This window comes from Streptomyces sp. x-80 (assembly GCF_046549095.1).
In the GTDB taxonomy this organism is placed as follows: Bacteria; Actinomycetota; Actinomycetes; order Streptomycetales; family Streptomycetaceae; genus Streptomyces; species Streptomyces celluloflavus.
This window is the reverse complement of record NZ_JAJPWM010000031.1, coordinates 16,102-37,506: the sequence shown is the minus strand read 5'-3', so window position 1 is coordinate 37,506 and position 21,405 is coordinate 16,102. Positions and strand designations below refer to the sequence as shown.

Below are 21,405 nucleotides of genomic sequence, written 5' to 3'. Positions count from 1 at the left end.
CACCCGATCCGCGCCAACCCTGACAAGGGCGAAGACGCACACCAGCACTTCGACTTCCGGTACCTGTTCCGCACAGCGGCCGACCTGGTCGAGCTTCAAGAGGAGGAAGCCATCGCCTACTCATGGCAGTTCGCAGCGGCGAGGTTGCCGATCGTCCGTTTCACCAGGGACCAGACGCCTTCCTGCGGGTTGAGGTCAGGTGCGTAGGCAGGGAAGTGGAAGACCGTCAGCCAGTCCTTGCTCGCCGCGATGAACTCCTTCATCTGCGGCATCAGGTGAGTACGCAGGTTGTCCCAGACGAGGACGATGGGGCCACCGAGTTGGATGTGTGCCCGCACGATCAGGTCGCGGTAGTCCTGCCAGGTGAAGCCCTTGGGCTCCCCCTTGCGACCCCGATGGACGCGGAATCTGTAGATCAGCCGTGAACGCTCGCCGGCCCTGAAGCAGGTCATCCCGGCCATGGAGACGCGTCCGGAGCCCCGACCGCGCACTGTGATCACCGGTGCCCGGCCGATCCGGCCCCAGGTCCTGGCCCGTGGCGGCTTCAGCGACTGACTGGCCTCGTCCTCGCAGACGATCCAGGCCCCGCGGGCCGCCTCGGTGCTTTTACCCGCGGCCACACCTCCTTCTTCCACAGCTCGACCGCCTCGTCGTCACGCTCGATCGCCCGGCGCGCCGGCTGCTGCCACGACCAGCCATGGCGTTTGAGCAGCCGCCACGTGCCCTCGACCGTGTAGCTGACGTGGAACAACCTGCCGATCAACGCCTTCACCCGAGCCAGCGTCCACCGCTGATCCTCCCAGCCACGGACCAGCGGCCCACGCTCCAACTCCCGCTCAAGCCGAACCATTTGAGCCTCACTCAGCCTCGGGCGCCCTGGTGACCCCTGAGACCGGACGCCGTCTGGTCCACGCTCCTTCCACTGGCGGCGCCAGCGTTCCACCGACCGCTCGCTCACCCGAAGCGCGGCAGCAATCTCCCTGCCCTTCTCCCCGCCCTCGAAGCGACCGACCGCCTCCAGCCGAATCCGCTCCCGCACGGCCCCCCCCGTTACCTTTTTCGCGGCTCCGCAATGGGGCCTCCGGCCTTCGGGTCCGGCATGACTTGCCCCCCTTGTTGTTGATGATCCGGGGGGTGGTGTCACCGGGCCCGGAGGCATCGACGGACCGCTGATGAGGGGCTTGAGCACCGGCTTCACCCGAGCCGGAAGAGCTCTCCGTAACGTGGATGTGGCAGCTCGGTGCCCTGGCAAGGCCGGACGAAAGCGTGATGGAGGGGCCTGCACGTGATCGACACCGGCGACATCGACGTCTTCCTCGGCCTGGACGTCGGCAAGGGCGAACACCACGCCACCGCCGTCACCCCGGCCGGGAAGAAGGCGTTCGACAAGCAGCTGCCCAACACCGAACCCAAGCTCCGCGAGCTGTTCGCGAAACTGAAGGCCAAGCACGGAACGGTGCTGGTCGTGGTCGACCAGCCGGCCTCGATCGGCGCCCTGCCGCTGGCGGTCGCCAGGGACATGGGCTGCCCGGTCGCCTATCTGCCGGGCCTGACGATGCGGCGGATCGCCGACCTCTACCCCGGTGAGGCCAAAACGGACGCGAAGGACGCGTTCATCATCGCGGACGCGGCCCGCGCGATGCCCCACACGCTGCGGGCGATCGACGGCGAGGACGAGACGATCGCCGAGCTGGAGATGATCGTCGGGTTCGACGACGACCTGGCCGGGGAGGCGACCCGGGTCGCCAACCGGCTGCACGGCCTGTTGACGCAGATCCATCCGTCGCTGGAACGGGTGCTGGGGCCGCGGTTGCAGCACCCGGCCGTCCTCACGCTGCTGGAACGGTTCGGGTCACCGGCTCAGATCCGCAAGGCGGGACGTCGGCGGCTGGTCACCCTGCTGCGGCCGAAGGCGCCGAGGATGGCCGAGCGGCTGGTCGAGGAGATATTCGCCGCGCTGGACGAGCAGACCTGACGGTCCCGGGTACGGAGGCGGCCGCGCTGATCGTCCCCAGTCTGGCCGCTTCGCTGACGGCCGTGCTCGACCAGCGGAAACTGCTGGCCGGGCGGATCGAGGAACTGCTGGAGGGCCACCCTCTTTCGAAGGTTCTGACCTCGATGCCGGGAGTCGGCGTCAGGACCGGAGCCCGGATCCTGATCGAGGTCGGCGACGGCAGCACCTTCCCGACCGCCGGCCACCTCGCCGCCTACGCAGGACTCGCACCCGCGACCCGGAGCTCGGGCTCATCGATCCGCGGCGAACAGCCCTCCCGGAGAGGAAACAAGCAGCTCAAACGGGCTTTCTTCCTCTCCGCGTTCGCCGCACTGGGCGACCCGGCCTCGCGGGCCTACTACGACAAGAAGATCGCCCAAGGCAAGCACCACACCCAGGCCCTGCTCTGTCTCGCCCGGCGCCGGGCCGACGTCCTCTTCGCGATGCTCCGCGACGGAACCTTCTACGAACCCCAACCCGCAGGGGCCAGGTGACGGTTCGGACTCACCGGTCAGTCCTCCTCCGGCCGAAGCCGTCGGCGAGCGGCCTCAAGCCGCTGGTCATAGTCAGGCGCGAACAGCCCAGCAAGTGACTTGTCCAGCGTCCCGGCGATGCGATGGATCGGCGCCCAGACCGCCGGATCGTCGACAACCCGGCTCAGGTCCGTCATCTGCAACTTCTCCAGCCAGTCCGACAAAACCAGCGCCTCGTCACTCGTGAGCTTGATCGTGACCTGGCTATCACCCATGCACACCCCTACGGCTCGACCCCGTCCTCGACCACACGAACCTACTGGCCCTCGACCTTGACCAAACACATAGGGGCACGTTACCGTCACCGGCCGCTACCTCTCCCCCGACGGCCGGCCCCTGTCCGGGTCCGTCACCTTCCGCGCGCCGGCCCAACTGACCTTCCCGGCAGCCGACGTGATCCTCGGCGGCCCGGTCGTCGCACCGCTCGACGCACAGGGCCAGATCAGCGCGACCCTGCCCGCCACCGACGCGCCCGAGATGATCCCCGACGGCTGGTCATACACCGTGACCGAGGCCCTGTCAGGCATCCCCGCAGGCCGCTCGTATCAGATCCTGCTGCCGGCCGAGGCGCCCGCGGTGGATCTCGCCGACATCGCGCCGACGGATCCGAGCAAGCCCAACTACGTTGCTGTACGCGGTGACTCCGCGTACGAGGTGGCCCTCGCCGCCGGGTTCGAGGGCACCGTCGCCGACTGGCTCGACTCCCTGATCGGCCCGCCGGGACCGCGCGGCGAGCAGGGACTGCGGGGCGAACACGGCGAGACCGGACCGCCCGGCGCCGACGGCGCGCCGGGTACCGACGGCCTGGTCCAGTCCGTCAACGGCCACTCCGCTGCCGAGGTCCGCCTCGACGCCGCGGACGTCGGCGCGATCCCGGCCTCCGCCGCGGGCGCCGCGGGTGGCGTCGCCCAGCTCGACGCCACCGGCCACGTACCCGCCGCGCAGCTCCCGGCCGCCGGCGCGCCCGCGCTGCCCGGCTCGTGGATGCCCGACGACTACGGTCTCGCCGCGTGGGCGTACGACCTCGGCGCCACATCCCGCACCCCGGCGACATGCCCTCGGAGGCGGGCCGCCTGTACCTCGTCGGCGTCCCCCTCCGAACCGCGGCAACAATCACCAAAGCGGCCATTCACGTCATGGGCTACGACAAGCCCAACGCGACCGTTACGGCCGCCTACCTCGGCATCTACGACAAGAACCTCGCCCGCGTCGCCTTGACTGCGAACATCACGGCGGCGCTGCCCGAGACGCACAATGCCGGCGGACAGATGGCTGTGTTCGACCTCTCCACCTCCGTCAGCCTCGCCGCCGGCAGCTATTACGTGGCCATCCTGATCAAGGGCACCGGGACGACCGTGCCGTACATCGCCGCAACCAACTGGGGCCCCAGCTCGACAACGAGCGGCGCCAAGGCCGCGGACGTCAACGGCGTTCACCGCTGGCTACAGACCACCTCGACGACCCTCACCACCCTGCCGACCACGCTCACGCTCGCCGGCATGGCCGATAGCCAGACCTGCTACTGGGCCCCCCTCGGCTGACCAACTCCCGCCCCCTTCCCGTACGCCCCGCGGACCGCGCCGGGGCGCTTTTTCATGTCTGGAGACATCCCCTATGGCAACCCCCTCACCCCCGATCGCCTGCTCGCCACACTCCGCGCCGAGGGCGCGACGGTCGTCGAGTACGGATCTTGGCGCACCCACAGCCGCGCCAGCCATGGCGCATGGGGCCCGATCAACGGCGCGATGATCCACCACACCGCGAGCAGCGGCACCGATGGTTCGGTGCGCATGTGCCACGACGGATACGCCAGCCTCCCCGGGCCCCTGTGCCACGGCGTGATCGCCAAGGACGGAACCGTCTATCTGATCTCTGCCGGCCGCGCCAACCACGCCGGCGGCGGCGATCCGTCGGTACTGCGCGCCGTGATCGGCGAGCGCGGTCACTGCCCTTGGCTTCGTTGATGTCTAGGGGGTTCTGGCACAGATCTTGGGGAGCGCACGCGCAGGGTGACCACTGGCCGCTTGGGTTTTAGGATCGTCGATCCTAAAACCCAAGCGTCGTGATCGGACCGCTGCGGGGTCTTACAAGATCTCGACGGTCCCGGGCGGAACCGGTCCCTCGCCCGCATAGGTGGCGCCCAGTGGCTCGGACGGCGCGTCGTCCCCGGCGAGCGTCAAGCTGGGCCAGGGCCTGGCGAGGGTGGCATCGTCCAGGGCGATGCCGAGGTGGTCCAGTACGAGGGCCACCGCAGGCGCCATCCCGGCATCCTCGCCTTCGTGTGCGGCGAGCGCCGCTCCCACCCGATCCCACCAGGGGCCGAACGGTTCGGACCGAGTGTGCTCCATGCCAGGCTCGAAGTACTCGACACACTCGCCATCACGCCAGTACTGGAAGACGTCGATTCCCTCGGTCGTCGCCAGGCTGTACGTCTCAGTGCCCCGAGACAACTCCGCGAGCGATTCCTCCCCAAAGCCGATGCCACCCTCCTCCTCGAGGCAGAAGGCCCATCCACCGATCCTTCCGGACCGCAGCAGGGAGACCATCCCATCGCCGGAGTCGCCCGAGACCAGCTCCGAGGCCGCGTCCCAGTCGAGCAGGCGGGCCTGGTCCGGGTCGGCACCGTACCGGGTGAAGACTTCCTCTGGGCTCAGGCCGCGGGTAAAGGTGACGCACATCCAGGCCACCGCCCAGCGGAGCGAACCGATGTCCGCGTCTGTCTTCATGTCTTGCCTCCGTCGTTCACTTCGGTACCGCTCGCCGGCCCTGCCGGGCCGCCGTGTTCCCAGCCCCGCACGTGGCGCGACGAGGAGCCGGGCTCATGCTGCCTGATTGCCGCGGAGGCTATTGCAGCAGGATCATCTTGCGGAGTAGTTCGAATCCGGCTCGACCGTAGAGCTGTCTCTTGATCTTCTTAATACGGTTCACGGCGCCCTCGGTGCCGCCGGAGCTCCATTCCAGGGTGAGTCCGGCTGCCACGGCGTCGAGGTCTCGGCGCGGGTGGCATGCGAAGCCGGTGAGGCCGGGCAGTTGGCTGGCTTCGGCAGTGTCGATCCAGCTGGGGAGCGTGACGCCGAGGCGGTCGGTGAGTATCTCGCCGAAGCCGCGGATGTGCTCGGCGGCCGTGTCCAACTCGGGGCAGTGGGCCAGGACGGCCTTCAAGGCTGTGCGGTCGTCCTCGCTCAACGACGTGGGATGACGGGTGAGCCAGCCAGTCACCTGCCGCACTGTCGGTGGTGGAGGCGGTGCTTGGGGCGGAGAGGGCCGCAGGGTGGCGATATGAGCGCGGACCATGCCGTAGGTGACGGGAGCATTCTCGGCGAGCAGTTCACGGTGCAGCCGGGTGACGCTCGTGCACCCTTCGGCGAATCGTCGCTCCAGGTAGGACTTGTACGGATCGAGCCGGCTGGGCCGGGGCTGGCCTTCGTGGATGGTGTCCTGCCAACGGGTCGCGCTCGCATAGCGCAGCACGGTGTTGAGGCCCCAGCCCAGGTGTCGGGCGATCGCCCGGCGCGAGTGGCCCTGTGCGAGCAGCTCGTGGACCTGAGCATGCGCGGCCTTCTTCCGCTGGGCCCGCGGCCCGGAAGGGTCCGGGACACCGCGGTCCGAGTCGTTCTGCAGCAGGGCGGTGCCCGAGCGCGCCGGTTTCCACAGTGTGTCGGCGGGCGACTGCTTGGGTTCTGGTGGCTGGGCTCGCAGGCAGTCGCGGTGGGCGGCGACGCAGGTTTCCACCGCCCGGCCGAGGCCCTGCCACAGGTGGAACCGGTCGGCGACCTGGAGAGCGTCAGGGGCACCGAGTCGGGCCCCTTCAGCGTAGGCGCCTGCCCGGTCCCGGCAGATGATCTCGACGCCGGGGTGCGCGGTGAGCCACGCGGCGAGCGGTGCCGCTGCACGTCCGGGCAGGACGTCGATCGGGTGGTGGCGTTCGCCGTCCGTGATCACAGTGGCATACGACTGTCCGCGCCGGGTGGCGAAATCGTCGATGCCCAGCACCCGCGGCGTGCTGGACTGCGGATCAGGCAGCGCCATGACCCGGCGCAGCAAGGTCATCCGCCCTGCGTCCAAGCCCAGTTGGGCAGCCAGCCGGGAGCCAGCCCGTCCGGCCAGTGCCAGCCCGATGCGCTCCAAGGCGCGGTTGAGTCGGCTGGTGAAGCGCGCGTACGGGGTGGTCAACTGTGCAAACGGCTCGGAGAACGTCCGGCGTGGGCAGTCCTCTGAGCCACAGATGAAACGCCGGACCGTCAGCAGGATCACGACGCGGAACTCACCGAGCGGGAGATCTCTGAGTCTGCGCTGGTAGGAGTCATGAACCCGGTCCGAGAAGCGACTGCAGTCCGGGCAGGCCGCCCCAGCTGCCCGGCCTCTTGCCACCACGTCGACCGTGCCGAAAACGGCCGTCACCGCCTCGACGACCAAGTCGTCGATCCCGTCGAACACCAGCGAGTCCCAGAACGATGCGTCGGCCTGCATGACCAACACCGTCACCGGCCACGGCCCCGAACGACTGACACCTACAGGCACCTGACGGAGCGTCACTACTTGCTGTTCGGCACCACAGCGTACGCGGTCTCACGCCGATTGGTGTATCGCAATCGAACACTGCGGCCACCCTCCGCGACCGCTCCCCAAGATCTGCGCCAGAACCCACTACTGCTCGATAAAGCCACTGCCCTCGACCACCGCCCACGAGGGGGCGTCCGGCGCGGTCGACGGCAATTCCCGCTTCTACGGCTTCGAGTGCGTCAACCTCGGCAACGGCGCCGACCCGTGTCCGGCCGAGCAGCTCGACGCCATCGAGCGCGTCGCCGCGGCGATCTGCCGCGCGCACGGATGGAACGCCGCGAGCGTCATCGGCCACAAGGAGTGGACGAACACCAAGGTCGACCCGCGCGGTTTCTCCATGACCACCATGCGCGAGCGCGTCGACCGCCGGCTCGGCACCAAGCCGGGCAAGCCCGTACCGGCCCCGAAGTTCGAGCCGTTCCCGGGCGTCGACTTCTTCAAGAGCTATCCGCACTCGCCCATCGTGACCGCCATGGGCCGGCGCCTCGTCGCCGAGGAGTGCTCGGCCTACGTGTCCGGCCCGGGCCCGCAGTGGACCACGGCCGACCGTGACAGCTTCCGGAAGTGGCAGAAGAAGCTCGGCGATGACGTGAAGTTCTGCGACGGATGGCCCGGGCGCCGGCAGTGGGATGCGCTCAAGGTCCCCAAGGCCTGACCCCGTCCGCCGCGCCCGCCCGCGCCCGCGGGCGGGCGCCCCTGTCCCCATCCTGTGGAAAGAGGTACCGCCCCATGACCGACGCCGCCCGCCGGACCGTCCGCACTATCGTGCAGACCGTGCTCGGCCTCGCCGCCGGACTCCCCCTGATCATCGACGCCGCCGGCATCCCGCAGACCGCGGCCGGCGTAGGTGTCGCCCTCGCCGTCGCCGGTGGACTCACTCGCGTGATGGCACTGCCCGTCGTCGAGCACCTGCTGCCCGCGTGGCTGCGAGCCGAGCCGAACAGCGACGACAAGCTGCGCGCCCTGTACCGGAAGGATGACAGCACCAAGTGACCACAGCGACGACCGGCGTTGACCCGATCGACGCCCTTGTGCTCTGGTCCGGCGCCGTCGTCGCAATCTCCGGCGCCCTCGCCCTCGCGTGGCGCGCGACCCGGTCGTTCCGCCGTATCGGCGGAAAGGTCGAGGACTTCGTCGACGACTGGCAGGGCACTCACCCGCGCCCCGGCGTGCCCGGCCGCCCAGGCGTCATGAGCCGACTCGGCGCCATCGAGAACCGCCTCGCCCGCGTCGAGCACGAGCTGCACCCCAACAGCGGCAGCAGCCTGCGCGACGCCGTCGATCGAGTCGACGAGCGCACCCGGCAGATCATCAACAGCGACGACTCGTAGAACGCACTGCGCCCCCGGCTCCCCGGCCTTGTGCCGGGGAGCAGGGGGCGCTCTTTGCGTTGCAACGCGAGGGGGCCCTCGACGAGGACAGTCGTCGAGGGCCCCTCTGGGGTTCACCGGACCGGGCGCCTAAGCGGCCACCGACCCGGGAGTTCCCCCCGGTCCGCACTCCGCCCCCACGTTGGGAGACGACAAGAGGCGGATGCGGTGGCGTAAGGGCGCGCGTCGTTCCTCGCGCGCGTGTCGGCGCCGTGCCTGCGAGCCCTGCTCGGTGCGGATCGTCACTGTCACCGGGTCGCGCCAGCAGTGACAGCGGTAGCTGAACCCCTCCTCATCGGAGGGAAGAGCAGTTTCGGCGCGGTGCGGCCCCGGGATCATCGCCCAGACGACGAACAGGGCGAGCAGGACCACGCAGGCGCAGATGATCACGAATCCGAGGGCGGCGCGTTCCATACCTTCCATCATTCAGCCACCTCCCCGCGCAGCGCGCGATCGATTGAATTCAGGCCGAGGACTTCGGCGAGGTCGAACACAAGGCGTCGGGCGCGTTCCTCGGACAGTTCCTCGAACCCGCCCGCCTTGCGGAAGTGCAGCCGCACCACCGGCCCGTACGCGCGCCCGACATAGACGGGTTCCTCATCGGGTTTGGTCTCGTTCGTCATGCGGCGACCGCCTCGACCGCCGGTTCGTCGAGGACGAACCAGACCCGTTTACGGGACGGGTCACCGTCCGCCGGCCACGTAACGCCCCAGCCGGCAGACAGCGTCTGCACGAGTAGGAGGCCGCGCCCCCGCTCCTCGTCGCTGTGGAAGTCGTACACAGCGGTTTCCGACGGTCGTTTGTCCCACTCGTCGTCCCAGACGGCGACCGCGACCCGTCCCGGGCACAGAGTGATGTCGAGGTACACCAGTGTCGTGCGGGTATGAAGGCGCACGTTCGTGATTACCTCGCTGACGCAGACTCGCGCGGTGTCAACGAGCGTCGGGCGCCCGGTCACGACAAGCAGCGTCGCGACGAGGTCCCGCGTGATCTTGGGGGCGAGGGCCGAGTTCGGCACGACGAACCGGATCGCCGAGTTCCTGAGTGGTGGTGGTGCTGACCTGCTCATGTCGATGTCTCCCAACGTGACGTGAGCTCCGGCTGCACTGCCATCCGTGGCTGTGGCCATCCCCCGGGGCACCCTCAACGGGCGCGCAGATGACTGCACTTCGGGTCTTCCTGGCGTGCTGCGCGGCGCTGCCAGGACCATAGGGTAAAAGGCTGTACCGGTACAACCCTGTACCGGTGATCGGCCTAGCGGGTGGACCCGTGACGCCGTTACCGGCAAACTCATGGGTGACGAGGGAAGGGACACATGCCGCCGAGGGGTAATCCGACCGCCCGACAGATCCGCATGGGCGCTGAGCTGCGAAAGCTGCGCGAACGCGCCGGCAAGACTGCACGCGACGCCGGCGGCCTGCTCTCGACCGATGCGGCCAGGATCAGCAACATCGAGGCCGGTCGCCTCGGGATCAGCGAAGAGCGCATCCGAAGGTTGGCCACGTTCTACCAATGTGACGACGAACCTCTGATCGATGCCCTGTGCGCCATAGCCGCAGAGCGCAGGGGAACGCACTGGTTCGACGACTACCGAGGAATCCTCGCTCCCGGATGGCTGGACATCGCCGAACTGGAGATGCACGCAACCGCCCTCCGGTCGATGCAGTCCACGACAATGCCCGGGCCGTTCCAGACCGAGAACTACTCGCGCGCCCTCTTCGAAGGGGTGATTCCGACCCTTCCGCCGGACGAGATCGAGGCCCGCGTCGAGCACCGGCTCAAGCGCCGGGGCATCTTCGACCGCCCGTCGCCGCCGTCGTACGAGGCGATCCTGCACGAGGCCGCCCTGCGGATGCGGTTCGGCGGGAGGAAAGTCGCCCGCGAACAGCTCGAATACCTCATCGAGGTGTCACACATGCCATCCGTGATCGTCCGCGTGATCCCCTTCACGAACGAGAAGTTCATCGAGGTAACCCAGCCCGTCATGTACGCATCCGGGATCGTGCCGCAGCTCGACACGGTACAAATCGACGCCGCGTTCGGCGGAAGGTTCCTCGATGCAGAGGCAGAGCTGAAGAAGTACAGCGCCCTTATCGACATCGCCGAACGCGCCTCTCTGGACGAAACAGAGTCGCGGCAGCTTATCCACCACATCGCACGAGAAATGTGAGAAACAAGGTCATGAGCACCGACCCGATCAACTGGCAGAAGTCTTCTTTCTCGGGGGGCGGAGGAGAGAACTGCGTCGAGGTCGCACTACACGAGGGCGAGGTCATAATGCGCGAGAGTGACGAGCCCGGCAGCACGATCAAGACCAGCCGCGAGAAGATGGCCGCCTTCATCGCCGGCGTGAAGAACGGCGAGTTCGACCACTTCGTCAACTAGCCACCCCACCAAGCGCCCGCGTGCGCTGCAAGTGTCCCCCCCCCGCCTGACCTGGGCGGGGGTTTTTGCATATGCCAGTCTGCATCCTTGTACCGGTACACACTTGCAGGCCCGCGATGCGTGGCGCTACGGTCGCACTCCGTTGTCGCAGCGGGTCGACTCCTCGACAGGGCCATTCCCGCTACGGCACAGCTCTCCCTGTCTCTGGTCCTGTTGGGGAGAGAGTCCCGAGGGCGCCCTCTGCCTGCCGCTCATCGCACGGCAGGAGGGACGGGCACCTACGACGCGTCGAGCAGGAGCCAGGTATGGGCACCGAGCAAGGGACGCCGAGGCAGACAGACCTCGAAGCCAGCGTGCGGCGTGGCTATTGGCTCGGATACCTGAGATACGGCGCTTGCTCCCCCGCCAGACCAAAACCGCTCGCTCTCGAAATGTGCAAGTCACCTCAGGCGGTAATTCGCAGACTGCGCATTCAAGTGCGGGCCGCCCACGCTGCCGCCGCGAGCCCTCGCGAGATGAATCACGCCTTCGAATGGCTTCAAACTGGATGCATTCAGGCGATAGCCGCGCTTCATCGTGACGGGCCGTGCGGATTCACTCTGATTCTTCACACGAGTGTACGGCTCGAATGGATTGTGCGACCGACGAGATACCTCCTGCTCGACAATTCATGTCGAGCCAATACGTCGCCTCACCCTGCAATCCGGAGTTGAGTTCAAGGCCGTAAGCGGACCGGCAACAAGGCCGGCCGCCTCCCTCAGACTTCCGGCCACGCACAGCGCGAGGACGGACCGCACCACCCGAAGAACACCTATCGCGAAGGAGAAACGTGCCCACTCCCACAGCGGCGCCCTGGGGCATACAGCGATTGGCGCTGTACCCCAATGCCACCCAAGTTCCCTACGTCGAGACGGAGATAGACCCGGAGACGCAGACAACCCTCTACCTCGACACGAACGGCGACCGCGTCGAGATGGGCGGGCACGGCACGGGAACGTCCACCGCCAACCAGACCGCGACATCATCCGACGGTGGTGGTCCCAACCCGCCCCCGCCCGCGGACGAAGACCTGACCGAAGACAGCGACTCGGACTGACATGATCGATACACCGGTTCTCGTCGTCACCACCCTTGGTGACGTCACGGCGGATCTGGTGTTGGAAGAGCTGTACGGCCGGGGTGTCCCGGCCGTACGGCTCGACCCCTCCGCCGACTTCCCCCACACCGCCAATATGAGCGCCCGGATCGAACAAGGCGCCTTCACTGGTGACGTCATCACATCGACCCGGCGTCTCGACCTATCGGGCGTCCGCTCTGTCTACTGGCGCCGCCCAACGCCTTTCAGTAGCACGCAGGAGGCGGAGACTCCCGAGCAGCGGTTCGCGATCGAGCAGTCTCGGCGCGGCTATATGGGAGTGCTGCACGCACTCCCAGGGGCCCTGTACGTCAACCACCCAACGCGAAACCGCGACGCCGAGAACAAGGCGCTCCAGCTCGCCACTGCGGCACGCTTGGGGTTCACTCTCCCCGACACCTTGATCACCAACGTGCCGGCGGACGCCGCCAAGTTCACGGCCGAGCACGGGACAGTGATCTACAAGCCTGTGCACCGAGTGCACCTTGCGTGCCTGGACGGCCGGAACCGAACTGTCTGGGTGCGCACCGTCCAGGCGGACGAACTCGACGACTCGATCGCGCTGTGCCCTCACCTCTTCCAAGCCTGCGTGCCAAAGGTTGCCGACGTCCGCCTCGCTATGGTCGGAGACGAAGCGTTCGCGAGCCGCATCGACACCGGCGGCGATCACCTCGACTGGCGCCAGGACCAAAGCCTGATCACCTGCTCCCCCTTCCCTGTGCCCGGCCCTGTTCGCGACGCCGCGCGCGCCTTCCTTCATACCTTCGGGCTCCGCTTCGGCGCTTTCGACTTCGCCCTCGATGCGGACGGCCGATGGTGGTTCCTGGAGTGCAACCCCAACGGGCAATGGGCGTTCGTCGACGAAGCCACAACCCGCGCCATCGCGAGCGCACTCGCCGACACCCTTCAGAAGGGCGACACCGCATGACCGAGGAAACTGCCGCCGAGCTACGACGTCGGCTCGCCGAGCAGCTCGTCGCCGACGACGTGCTGCACGACCCCGAGGTGCGCCGCGCGGCTGAAACCGTCCCCCGCGAGGTGTTCCTCGGCAGCGCGATCTACAAGCCGAGCAAGCCTCCGGGCGTCACGGTCTGGACACCCACCCGCCGCGACGACACGCCCGCCGGCGAGTGGCTGCGCCTCACGTATCAGAATCAGACATGGGTGACTCAGGTCGACGGCGTACTCGCCGAGGACGCCGTCGGCCCCATCGCCGGGGGCAACCCGACCTCGTCCTCGACTCTGCCCGGCGTCGTCCTCTGGATGATCGAGCAGGCCGGCGTCGCCCGCGGTAAACGCGTGCTCATCATCGGCACTGGAACGGGCCTCTCGACTGCCTACGTCTCCGAGGTCGCGGGCGAGAAGAACGTGACCTCGGTCGAGACCGATGCGGATGCGGCCGAACGCGCCCGTAAGGCCCTCGGTGAAGCGGGCTACGCTCCGACGCTTGTCACGGCCGACGGCCTGCGCGGCTACCCCGACCGGGCCCCCTACGACATCGTGATCGCGTTCTGCTCGATGCGGCACGTTCCGTACGGCTTGCTTCAGCAGATCGCCCCCGGGGGCACGCTGCTCGTCACCCTTTCCGGCTGGGGCGCCGCGTACGGGCTCGTCCGTCTCACGGCCGAGGGCGGTGGAACCGCAGAGGGCCGTTTTCTGCCCGGTTACACCTCGTTCATGATGGCCCGGCCTCATGACCACCCACCACATGGGCCATTCGAACTTCTCCCGGGGGATGAGCGGCCAAGCCGGATCGACCCCGCCCTGCTCGACGACTGGACCGGCCGATTCGTCGCGCAGCTCGCCGCGCCTTCAGCGGAACGGCTCGGCGCGGGTGCCGAGCAGGTGCTGCTCGATGTCGCCACAGGGTCACAGGCGCGAGTCCGTACGGCCGACAACGGCGAGGGCTGGACCGTGGTCCAGCGCGGACCGCTCAACCTCTGGAACAGCGTCGAGGACTCGGTCACCGCGTGGCAGAGCCACAACTCGCCGTTCCTGTCCGAGTTCGGCCTGACCATCACTCCGAACGCCCAAAAGGTGTGGCTCCGGGCGCCTCACGGACCCAGCTGGCCCCTACCTATCTGACCTGTCACGCCAAACGGCTTTCCGCCCGCCGCCCCATGAGGACGGCGGGCGGAGTCATACACGCTCGACCCGCGCCCATTACTCTGCCGCGGCTGAGACCGTCGTCAGGTCGACTGCATCCGAGGTAACGCCGAGGTACCGGTGCAGGTGGTAGCGCGACACCACATAGCCGCGCCCCCCGGGGGAGGAGTGGAACGGGGTACTGCCCGCGCTTCGCGAGGCTGTAGCCCGTCGTCCTGCCGAGCATCAACGCTCGGTTGGCCGTCTCCAGGGAAATCGTCACCGGGAGGGCCATCAACTCGCCGTGCGTCATCTCTCTTTCGTTGCTCACGTTCAACCCCTCTGTTCGAGATCAGCAACGTAACGGAAGCAGTTGACATTGCGCAACACGCAAAGTTGACTGTGCCATATGCACAATCCTCGAACGGCGAGCGACACCATCGCCGCCCAAGTCCGCCGCCACCGCACCCGCCGCGGGATGACCCGTGAGCAGCTCGCCGCCGAGTGCGAGCGCCTCGGCGCGACCGGCCTCACGTACGCCGCGATCGTCAGCATCGAGTCGGGCCGCCGGAAACCGGACGGGAGCCGCCGCCGCGAGGTGACCGTCGACGAGCTGCTCGTGCTCGGCCTCGCCCTCGCCGTCCCCCCACTGCTGCTCGCGCTCCCGCTGGGGAGTGAGCAGCAGGTGCCCACCGTTCCGGGCCGCGACCCGCGCGACCCGCACACCGTGTGGAAGTGGTGGACCGGCGAGGACATGCCGACGCTCGGCGGACCCGTCGACGGGCGGCACTTCCCCGAGTCTCAACCGATCGGCGAGGATGGGCCGAAATGGTCCGCTGCATGGGCCGAGAACGCCTATCCGGCCTCCCTGTACCCCGAGTTCGAGCGACGCCGTCAGGCAGTCCACAAGGCGTATCTACGGGTCGAAGCCGCGGGCAAGCGCAAGGCAGACAAGAGAGGCCACACCGAAGCATGGACCGATTACACGCAACGCCTCGAAGAACTCGCCTACCACATCGAAGACATGGCGCGCGCGGGCCTTCACATCCCCGAGCTGCGACCTGACTTGATCGAGGACATGCAGGGGCTCGACATGCTCACCGACCCCAGCATCATTCAACCGAGAGGTACCGAGTGAACGGCACCACAACGAAACGCTGCTGCTGCCGCAGCGAGGAGACAGGCAAACCACTGGGCACCGCCTGCCCGAAGTTCAAGCAGCGCACCCACGGGGTGTGGTCCGTGCGGCAGGAACTTCCGCCGAACAAGGACGGCGAGCGCCGCCTCTTCCGCCGCTCCGGTTACGACACCAAGACCGACGCGCAGGGCGACCTCGACAAGGTCCGCGCCCTGCTCAACATCGCCGGCAAGGAAGACAAGGAGGGCCGGCGCCGACTCGGCGACATGCTCGAAACGGTCGAGGCGAGCAAGGACCCGCTTCCCGACTACGACGAGACGAAGCGCAAGTTCAGCACAGGCCAGTCGCTCACGCAGCACATGACAGTCGGCGAGTGGCTCGAACTGTGGCTCGACGGTAAGAAGAGACTTCGCACAAGCGGGAAGAACCGGTATGACACCGATCTCCGCATGCACCTCATACCGCGAGTCGGGCACATCCGCCTCGACCGACTCGCTGTGCAGCACCTCGACGAGATGTTCGCCGGCATCGCCGAGACGAACATCGAGATCAACGACGCGAACATTCTCCGCCGCACCACGCTGGACGAGCTCAAGCTCATTCCGTGGCGAGGCGGCTGAAGCGACGGCCGCCGTGGTGCCGCGGGGCGGGACTCGGCGCCCGGAACCGACACCGCCCGAGGCGACTGCCAAGCCGCGCGTCGAGCAGGTCGCGCAGTTGGCTCTCGATCACCTCGTCGCGCGGATCGCCGAGGCCGCCGAGCGGGACGGCCGCTCGGTCGAGGACCTCGCGCAGATGGCACTCGCCCAGCTTGCCGGGCCGACCGAAGCCGCTCCCGAACACGATGGGCACGCAACGGGCACGCAGGACAGTGCGAAGATCATCGCCTTCCGCCCCCGCCGCGTCCCGGCATATGAAAGAGCCCGGGTCGTGGGCTAGGTAACCTGGACTTTCCTTGGAGCCGCCTTCGGGATTCGAATGCGCTGGTCAGGGCTGCCGCGAGGTCGTGATCGGCCGGGTACGCCCGTGTCAGCGGCCGTAGTGCGATGGCCATCCGGACAGTGCCGTACCGCAGTTCGGCAATCGCCTGGCGACCGTCGCGCCGGCCGATCGTCTGCTCGGCTCCCTCGAAGTGCAGGCGCACCCGACCCGGGGCGTCGTACTCGGTGAGGCGGGCCGCCACCAACGTCCAGATCGGCCGCGCTCGGTCGTCCAGTCGCTTGGCAGCCTGCAGTTGCTGGCGACGCCGGCGTTCCCGACGGGAGGATCACCATCGCTTCGGCAGCGACCAGAGACAGGAGCACCGCGATTTTCACAGGGCTAACTGATCATTTCAGAATGAGATCGGTGTGTTGGCTTGGCAGTTGAGTGTTGTGTCGGCAGGATCTGCCGGGTGTCTGCTGATCTTGTGCCTGATGACCTGTGGGAACGCATAGCTCCGTTGCTGCCTCCTCGTCCGCCTCGGCGGCATCGGTATCCCGGGCGGTTGCCGGTGGATGACCGTGCTGCTTTGCGGGGCATCGTCTACGTGCTGCGCAAGGGCGTGAGCTGGGCGGATGTGCCTGCGGAGAGGATCGGCTGCAGCGGGGTGACCGCTTGGCGGCGGTTGAGGGACTGGATCGAGGCCGGTGTCTGGCCTCGTCTGCACGAGGTCCTTCTGGCGGAGTTGCGGGCGGCCGGTCTGCTGGACATGGATGACGCGGCAGTGGACGGCTCGCATGTCAGGGCTCTCAAAGGGGGGCTCACACCGGACCTTCGCCGGTCGACCGGGCCCGTCCCGGCAGCAAGCACCACCTGATCGTCGACCGGCACGGCACCCCGCTCGCTGTCTCTCTGACCGGCGGGAACCGCCACGACGTCACCCAGCTCATGCCACTGCTGGACGCCATTCCGCACATCCGCGGCCTGCGAGGACGACCCCGTCACCGGCCCCGGCGGCTTTTCGCCGACCGCGGCTACGACTTCGACAAGTACCGCCGCCTCGTCCGAGCTCGTGGGATCACACCGAAGATCGCCCGTCGCGGCACCCCGCACGGCTCCGGCCTGGGCAAGACCCGCTGGGTCGTCGAGCGGACCTTCGCCTGGCTGCACCAGTTCAAACGTCTTCGGATCCGCTACGAGATACGCGCCGACCTCCATCTCGGTCTGCTCCAACTCGCCTGCAGCATCATCTGCTTGAGACGACTCCGAACCGCATTCTGAAATGATCAGTAAGGGGCGACCCGCCAAGAGGCAGCAGCTGAGCCACAGTGCGTGGCTCAGCTCGGTCGGCGCGTCCTGCCCGCCCCTCGTCCGGCCCTCATCGGTGCAGTCGCTGACCGTGCCGAGGCCGCTCTCCCAGCGGAGGGAGAGAAAAGACGAGCCCGGGTGTCACATCGGGTCGGATTCGGCTCCCTTCTCTGTATTGAGGCGGCAAGGTGTCCTGCCCAGCGAGGAGGCGCAGATGAATTCGTACGGGGTCACGACGAGCCAGCGGGACCTGCGGTGACCGGCATCCTGCCGCGTACGTCGGAGGTGGGGGACTGGCTGTGGGCGCTGGTAGGGGCCGGTCTGGCGAGCCTGTGGTGGATCGCCCTTGTTGCCCTTGCCGCTGTGGGTGTGTGGGTTGCGGCCGCGGTGTGGTGGCGCCGTCGCGCGGTGCGCGAGTTTGTCGGTCGTACTCGGGTGGAGCTGGTGCCGGCGGCCACGTTCGACCCAGAGCTGCTGGAGGTGGGGCGCGTCGCGGGCCGGCTGGCCAGCGTGCGCTCGGCCGGCGGGGCGCTTCCCCGGCGCGCGGCCGCGGTGCGCATACGGGTCGCGGCGGGTGAGGAGGGGCGCCTGCACTACTGGTGGGAGGGGCCGGAGCGCTCAGCTGGAGTACTGCGGCGATCCGGGTACCGGCGGGTCGAAGTTGTCGCTCCTCGCGCTCCCTCCGAGCGACGCTGGCGCATCCGGTTCGCCGGCGCTGCGCCGCTGAAGCGAGGTGGCTCGTGGTGAGCACCGTCAACCTCACCAAGCCCGCCGCCAAGAACAGCAGCGTGGAAGGGCCTCGCTACGTGGCGCGGGCTGAGCTGGTGCTAGCCGGACCGGATCACCGCCCGCTGGGCAAGGCCGGGCTGGACCCCGACCCTCTGGAGCACCTGGCTGCGGTGTGCGCCCAGGTGCGCACCGAGGCCGGTGAAGAGGCCGAGCTGGTTGTCGACCTGGTCCCGGTGCCCGGCCGGAAGGTAGCCCGGCGGCGCCGTGCCCTGATGCGGCGCGCCACCCGGCGCGGGCCTTCCGCGTACGGCGAGCAACTCGGCGGGGCTGGCCGCGCGGGCGGAGCGATGGAGATCCTGCGCGACGGCCTGGGCGTCTCGGCAGGTGGAGGTGTCAAGCGGACGGTGCGGGTGCCGCGGCAGAGTGACCTGTCGGAGGGGGTAGGGAAGTTCACTCCCGGTGCGGATGCGCAGGTGTTCGCCGTCCAGGTGCTGATGCGGTGTGTGGCCCGGCATCCGCAGCAGGCGCAGGCGCGCCTGCATCAGATGCTGGCGGCGATGGAGGCGTTCAGCGGTGAGAACCGCTTTGTGCCGGTCGGCCCGAAGTGGGGCCCGTGGCGTCGGTATTCGAATATGTGGTGGCTGCGAAGCAGTTTCGACCGGCGTGTGGAGCGGGGGGACTTCGCGCCTGCCCGTCGGCAGTGGGTGACGTGGCAGGAGATCGCCGGTCTGCTCAAGCCGCCCACCGCCCGTTGCGACGCGCCCAATGTGGCCCGCTGCGGCGGTGTCGTTCCGCCAGCTCCGGCCGCACTGCCGACGTGGACGGGGCAGCGCGATGTCTTTCCGCTGGGTCGGGTGACGGGCCCCGACGGCACTGAGCGGCTGGCAGGTGCCTACGCGAAGGACGTGCTTTTCGGGGCCTCCTACGGGAAGTCGGGGTTCGGGAAGACGGAGAAGGCGCTCGTGGAGTGCCTGGCCCGTGCCTACGCGGGCGACGGTGCCTGGTTCCTCGACCCGCACGGTGCGGCGTGGCAGCGGGCCCGCCCCTACCTTGCACATCCCGCGGTCGCCGGCCGGGTGTGGGAGATCAACCTGGCCCGCCCGTCCATGGATGACCGGATGGCGTGCTGGAATCCGCTGTCCATGGAGGGCCGGCCCATCGAGGAGGTGCAGGACGTCGTCGGCTCGGTGGTGGGTGCGATCGCCTCCGCTCATGCGTGGGGAGAAGGCGCGACCCGGGCCAGAACTCTTCTGTCCAGCACGGCGCGCACCCTCGCCCACCTCTCACACCACCTTGTGGCCAGCGGGCATCCGCAGCTGCAGCCGACCATCTTTCAGGTCAAGACGCTGCTGGAGGATGAGGAATGGCGTGAGGCGGTGCTGGCGGCCCTGGATCCGGCTGAAGCCGTGTTCTGGCGCAAGTCCTTCCCCCATATGGAAGCCGGCGCGCTCAATCCGGTGACCAACGCTCTCTACCGGCTCGACAACTCCCTTTCTCTCAGGGCCTTTCTGGGCTCGCCGCGGTCGGCGTATGACGTGCGGCGGGCGATGGATGAGCGGCAGGTCGTCTTCGTGTGCCCGTCCGGGACCGGAGAGAGCGACGAGCTGGTCACCGCGCTGCTGCTGTTCGACCTGTTCCGAGCGGGGGCCTCCCGCATCGACACCCCCGTCGAGGACCTGGCGACGTACTGGGCGTGGGCGGACGAGCTGACCGCGGTCGACGGGGCCTCCCACGGCCACATCGCCAAGATCCTGGAGCAGCTGCGGAAATTCGAGGTCCGCTTCATGGGGATGACGCAGATGGCAATGCGGCTGTCCAACGAGACCCGGGCCGCCCTCATGCAGAACCAGAGCCTGTTGTCGGCGACGGCCGCGGACTTCGACGAGGCCGCCTTCGTGGCCAAGCGCCTGCCGGGGATCGACGCGGAGACGGTACTGGGCCTGGACAAGTACGAATACATCCAGTCGGTCATGCTCCGCGGCAAACGCACCACGCCCTTCAGGATCCGCGGCGTCCCGGTGGATGAGGTCTACGCCGACTACCGCAACGAAGCGGGACTGCCAGCCCTGGACGCGGCGATCGACAAGAACCTGGACCGCCTCACGATCGGCGAAATCCTCGCCACCCAGCGCGGCCTGGATGACGCGATCCTCACCCACCTCACCACAGGCCGAACACAACCACCGCGCCCGTCCGGCCACAGCTCCGGCGACGTTGTCCGCACGCTCCGCCCCGTCTGACCCCTCTCCCAGAAAGGCTCCCGATGCCACGCCCGCGCTTCCTGAACCCCACGGACCGGGGCCTGTCCCAGCTCGGACAGGAGATCCTGCCCGTGCTCTACCGCCACCGGCTGCTGACCGCAGGCCAGCTCACCCAGCTCCTGCGCCCGGCTGCCACCTCCACCCGCTACATCCGCCGGCAGCTGGAGGTGCTCCACGGCCGCGGCCTGGTCGATGCGTCGGTCCGGCGTACCAGCCGCGCCGGCGAACTCCTTTGGTACACGACCGCGCTGGGTTGCGAGGTCGTCGAGAGCGGCGGCGAGCTCGCGCCGCGGGCCTACCGCATGACGGAGGACGCGGCTGCCAGCCAGCTGCAGGAGCACACCCTGGCAGTGAACGACATGGGGCTGGCGTTCGTGCAGCACGCCCGGCGCCTCGGTGACGAGTGCGGTCCGCTGGACTGGGACCCCGAGGTCGCCCACCGCGTTCGCGAGGGCGACAGCCGCCTGGGCGACGAGGCGTTCCTGGTGCCGGACTCGGTGCTCCGCTACATCCACACCACCCCCACCGCCGACGGCGGGCAGCAGCAGCGGATGCTGCTGACGTTCTTCTGCGAGATCGACCGCGCCACGATGAGCATCGCCCGCCTGGCCGCGAAGCTGCACGCCTACGCCCGCTACGCCCGCTACATCCCCCAGCCTGCCCTGGGCCGCGGCCGGCCGAAGGCAGGCGGGTACCGGCGGGAGGCATGGCGCGCCCGCTACCCGTCCTTCCCTCGGATCCTGCTTGTACTGGACGGCGCCTCACCGAGCCAGCTGGCGAAGCGCACCGACGATCTACGGGCCCTGGCGGCCGCGGACGCCCGTCTGCAACCGGCCGCAGACCTGCAGGCCGGAGTGACCACCCTCGAACAGCTCCGCACCCACGGTCCGTTCGCGCCGATCGTCACGCCGGTCCTCGGTGATCCCGAGCCGACCGATGTCCTGCTGCGCCCGTCTGCCACTGCCACGTCCATGGTCTGAGCCG

The 21,405-nt window shown here is 68.4% G+C and carries 25 protein-coding genes and 3 pseudogenes; 20 read left to right on the top strand and 8 right to left on the bottom strand.

The window, feature by feature from the left end:
* Positions 1-116: 116 nt before the first annotated feature.
* Both ACLJWH_RS38260 and ACLJWH_RS38255 read right to left on the bottom strand, forming a co-directional pair.
* Positions 117-620 carry a transposase gene (locus ACLJWH_RS38260; protein WP_411146420.1) on the bottom strand — a complete coding sequence of 168 codons (504 nt, stop codon included), beginning with the start codon at positions 618-620 and terminating at the stop codon, positions 117-119.
* Entirely contained in the window at positions 545-1,027 is a 483-nt protein-coding gene (locus ACLJWH_RS38255; RefSeq protein ID WP_411146445.1) for a winged helix-turn-helix domain-containing protein, read from the bottom strand. Before ACLJWH_RS38255 ends, ACLJWH_RS38260 begins: the two co-directional genes overlap by 76 nt.
* A 258-nt stretch (positions 1,028-1,285) precedes the next feature.
* On the opposite strand from ACLJWH_RS38255, the pseudogene ACLJWH_RS38250 reads away from it, so the two are divergent.
* A pseudogene (locus ACLJWH_RS38250) lies at positions 1,286-2,487 on the top strand (IS110 family transposase).
* Positions 2,488-2,504: 17 nt separating this feature from the next.
* On the opposite strand, the gene ACLJWH_RS38245 reads toward ACLJWH_RS38250, so the two are convergent.
* Complete coding sequence (locus ACLJWH_RS38245) at positions 2,505-2,741, bottom strand: hypothetical protein (protein ID WP_073945300.1); 237 nt, start codon at positions 2,739-2,741, stop codon at positions 2,505-2,507.
* 178 nt (positions 2,742-2,919) lie between these two features.
* Here ACLJWH_RS38245 and ACLJWH_RS38240 point away from each other — a divergent pair, with 178 nt between their 5' ends.
* The 3 genes and pseudogenes from ACLJWH_RS38240 to ACLJWH_RS38230 form a co-directional block, all read left to right on the top strand.
* The gene (locus ACLJWH_RS38240) at positions 2,920-3,744 is read left to right on the top strand and encodes a hypothetical protein (protein WP_411146419.1); all 825 of its coding nucleotides are present in this window, start codon (positions 2,920-2,922) and stop codon (positions 3,742-3,744) included.
* On the top strand, positions 3,663-4,067 hold the full coding sequence (locus ACLJWH_RS38235; RefSeq protein WP_411146418.1) for a hypothetical protein: 405 nt from the start codon (positions 3,663-3,665) through the stop codon (positions 4,065-4,067). Before ACLJWH_RS38240 ends, ACLJWH_RS38235 begins: the two co-directional genes overlap by 82 nt.
* A 54-nt stretch (positions 4,068-4,121) precedes the next feature.
* Positions 4,122-4,463, top strand: a pseudogene (locus ACLJWH_RS38230) (N-acetylmuramoyl-L-alanine amidase); the annotation flags it as partial.
* Between the two features lie 147 nt (positions 4,464-4,610).
* Here the strand turns inward: ACLJWH_RS38230 and ACLJWH_RS38225 are convergent.
* Positions 4,611-5,252, bottom strand: a complete 642-nt coding sequence (locus ACLJWH_RS38225) for a DUF6461 domain-containing protein (protein ID WP_411146417.1) — start codon at positions 5,250-5,252, stop codon at positions 4,611-4,613.
* A 118-nt stretch (positions 5,253-5,370) separates the two neighbouring features.
* The gene (locus ACLJWH_RS38220) at positions 5,371-6,996 is read right to left on the bottom strand and encodes an ISL3 family transposase (RefSeq protein ID WP_411146416.1); all 1,626 of its coding nucleotides are present in this window, start codon (positions 6,994-6,996) and stop codon (positions 5,371-5,373) included.
* Positions 6,997-7,111: 115 nt separating this feature from the next.
* Here ACLJWH_RS38220 and ACLJWH_RS38215 point away from each other — a divergent pair.
* The 4 genes and pseudogenes from ACLJWH_RS38215 to ACLJWH_RS38200 form a co-directional block, all read left to right on the top strand.
* A pseudogene (locus tag ACLJWH_RS38215) lies at positions 7,112-7,405 on the top strand (N-acetylmuramoyl-L-alanine amidase); the annotation flags it as partial.
* A 21-nt stretch (positions 7,406-7,426) separates the two neighbouring features.
* Positions 7,427-7,744 carry a peptidoglycan-binding protein gene (locus tag ACLJWH_RS38210; protein ID WP_411146415.1) on the top strand — a complete coding sequence of 106 codons (318 nt, stop codon included), beginning with the start codon at positions 7,427-7,429 and terminating at the stop codon, positions 7,742-7,744.
* Between the two features lie 74 nt (positions 7,745-7,818).
* The gene (locus tag ACLJWH_RS38205) at positions 7,819-8,082 is read left to right on the top strand and encodes a hypothetical protein (protein ID WP_411146414.1); all 264 of its coding nucleotides are present in this window, start codon (positions 7,819-7,821) and stop codon (positions 8,080-8,082) included.
* Positions 8,079-8,420, top strand: a complete 342-nt coding sequence (locus ACLJWH_RS38200; RefSeq protein ID WP_411146413.1) for a hypothetical protein — start codon at positions 8,079-8,081, stop codon at positions 8,418-8,420. The genes ACLJWH_RS38205 and ACLJWH_RS38200 overlap by 4 nt, the downstream gene beginning before the upstream one ends.
* A gap of 129 nt (positions 8,421-8,549) precedes the next feature.
* Here ACLJWH_RS38200 and ACLJWH_RS38195 read toward each other — a convergent pair whose 3' ends face one another.
* From ACLJWH_RS38195 to ACLJWH_RS38185, 3 genes are read right to left on the bottom strand one after another with little or no spacing between them, the layout of a single operon-like run.
* The gene (locus tag ACLJWH_RS38195) at positions 8,550-8,885 is read right to left on the bottom strand and encodes a hypothetical protein (protein WP_411146412.1); all 336 of its coding nucleotides are present in this window, start codon (positions 8,883-8,885) and stop codon (positions 8,550-8,552) included.
* Positions 8,882-9,082: a hypothetical protein gene (locus ACLJWH_RS38190; RefSeq protein ID WP_411146411.1), complete on the bottom strand. Its 201-nt coding sequence runs from the start codon at positions 9,080-9,082 to the stop codon at positions 8,882-8,884. Before ACLJWH_RS38190 ends, ACLJWH_RS38195 begins: the two co-directional genes overlap by 4 nt.
* Entirely contained in the window at positions 9,079-9,528 is a 450-nt protein-coding gene (locus ACLJWH_RS38185) for an ATP-binding protein (RefSeq protein ID WP_411146410.1), read from the bottom strand. Before ACLJWH_RS38185 ends, ACLJWH_RS38190 begins: the two co-directional genes overlap by 4 nt.
* A gap of 246 nt (positions 9,529-9,774) precedes the next feature.
* On the opposite strand from ACLJWH_RS38185, the gene ACLJWH_RS38180 reads away from it, so the two are divergent.
* The 12 genes from ACLJWH_RS38180 (at position 9,775) to ACLJWH_RS38125 (ending at position 21,401) form a co-directional block, all read left to right on the top strand.
* Positions 9,775-10,629, top strand: coding sequence for a helix-turn-helix domain-containing protein (locus ACLJWH_RS38180; RefSeq protein WP_411146409.1), 855 nt, complete (start codon positions 9,775-9,777; stop codon positions 10,627-10,629).
* On the top strand, positions 10,626-10,844 hold the full coding sequence (locus ACLJWH_RS38175) for a DUF397 domain-containing protein (RefSeq protein ID WP_411146408.1): 219 nt from the start codon (positions 10,626-10,628) through the stop codon (positions 10,842-10,844). Before ACLJWH_RS38180 ends, ACLJWH_RS38175 begins: the two co-directional genes overlap by 4 nt.
* An 829-nt stretch (positions 10,845-11,673) precedes the next feature.
* Positions 11,674-11,940: a putative ATP-grasp-modified RiPP gene (gene tgmA, locus ACLJWH_RS38170; protein ID WP_411146407.1), complete on the top strand. Its 267-nt coding sequence runs from the start codon at positions 11,674-11,676 to the stop codon at positions 11,938-11,940.
* A 1-nt stretch (position 11,941) separates the two neighbouring features.
* On the top strand, positions 11,942-12,907 hold the full coding sequence (tgmB, locus tag ACLJWH_RS38165; protein WP_411146406.1) for an ATP-grasp ribosomal peptide maturase: 966 nt from the start codon (positions 11,942-11,944) through the stop codon (positions 12,905-12,907).
* Positions 12,904-14,064, top strand: coding sequence for an ATP-grasp peptide maturase system methyltransferase (tgmC, locus tag ACLJWH_RS38160; RefSeq protein ID WP_411146405.1), 1,161 nt, complete (start codon positions 12,904-12,906; stop codon positions 14,062-14,064). The genes tgmB and tgmC overlap by 4 nt, the downstream gene beginning before the upstream one ends.
* Before the next feature lie 478 nt (positions 14,065-14,542).
* Positions 14,543-15,202, top strand: a complete 660-nt coding sequence (locus ACLJWH_RS38155; protein WP_411146404.1) for a hypothetical protein — start codon at positions 14,543-14,545, stop codon at positions 15,200-15,202.
* On the top strand, positions 15,199-15,822 hold the full coding sequence (locus ACLJWH_RS38150; protein WP_411146403.1) for a hypothetical protein: 624 nt from the start codon (positions 15,199-15,201) through the stop codon (positions 15,820-15,822). Before ACLJWH_RS38155 ends, ACLJWH_RS38150 begins: the two co-directional genes overlap by 4 nt.
* Positions 15,823-15,919: 97 nt before the next feature.
* Positions 15,920-16,141, top strand: a complete 222-nt coding sequence (locus ACLJWH_RS38145) for a hypothetical protein (protein ID WP_411146402.1) — start codon at positions 15,920-15,922, stop codon at positions 16,139-16,141.
* 454 nt (positions 16,142-16,595) lie between these two features.
* A protein-coding gene (locus tag ACLJWH_RS38140; protein WP_411146401.1) for an IS5 family transposase occupies positions 16,596-17,404 on the top strand; the annotation gives its coding sequence in 2 pieces (ribosomal slippage) (positions 16,596-16,935 and positions 16,935-17,404; 810 coding nt in all).
* A 282-nt stretch (positions 17,405-17,686) separates the two neighbouring features.
* Entirely contained in the window at positions 17,687-18,178 is a 492-nt protein-coding gene (locus tag ACLJWH_RS38135) for a hypothetical protein (protein ID WP_411146400.1), read from the top strand.
* Positions 18,175-20,400: an ATP/GTP-binding protein gene (locus ACLJWH_RS38130; RefSeq protein WP_411146399.1), complete on the top strand. Its 2,226-nt coding sequence runs from the start codon at positions 18,175-18,177 to the stop codon at positions 20,398-20,400. The genes ACLJWH_RS38135 and ACLJWH_RS38130 overlap by 4 nt, the downstream gene beginning before the upstream one ends.
* Before the next feature lie 23 nt (positions 20,401-20,423).
* Complete coding sequence (locus ACLJWH_RS38125) at positions 20,424-21,401, top strand: replication-relaxation family protein (protein ID WP_411146398.1); 978 nt, start codon at positions 20,424-20,426, stop codon at positions 21,399-21,401.
* Positions 21,402-21,405: the final 4 nt, after the last annotated feature.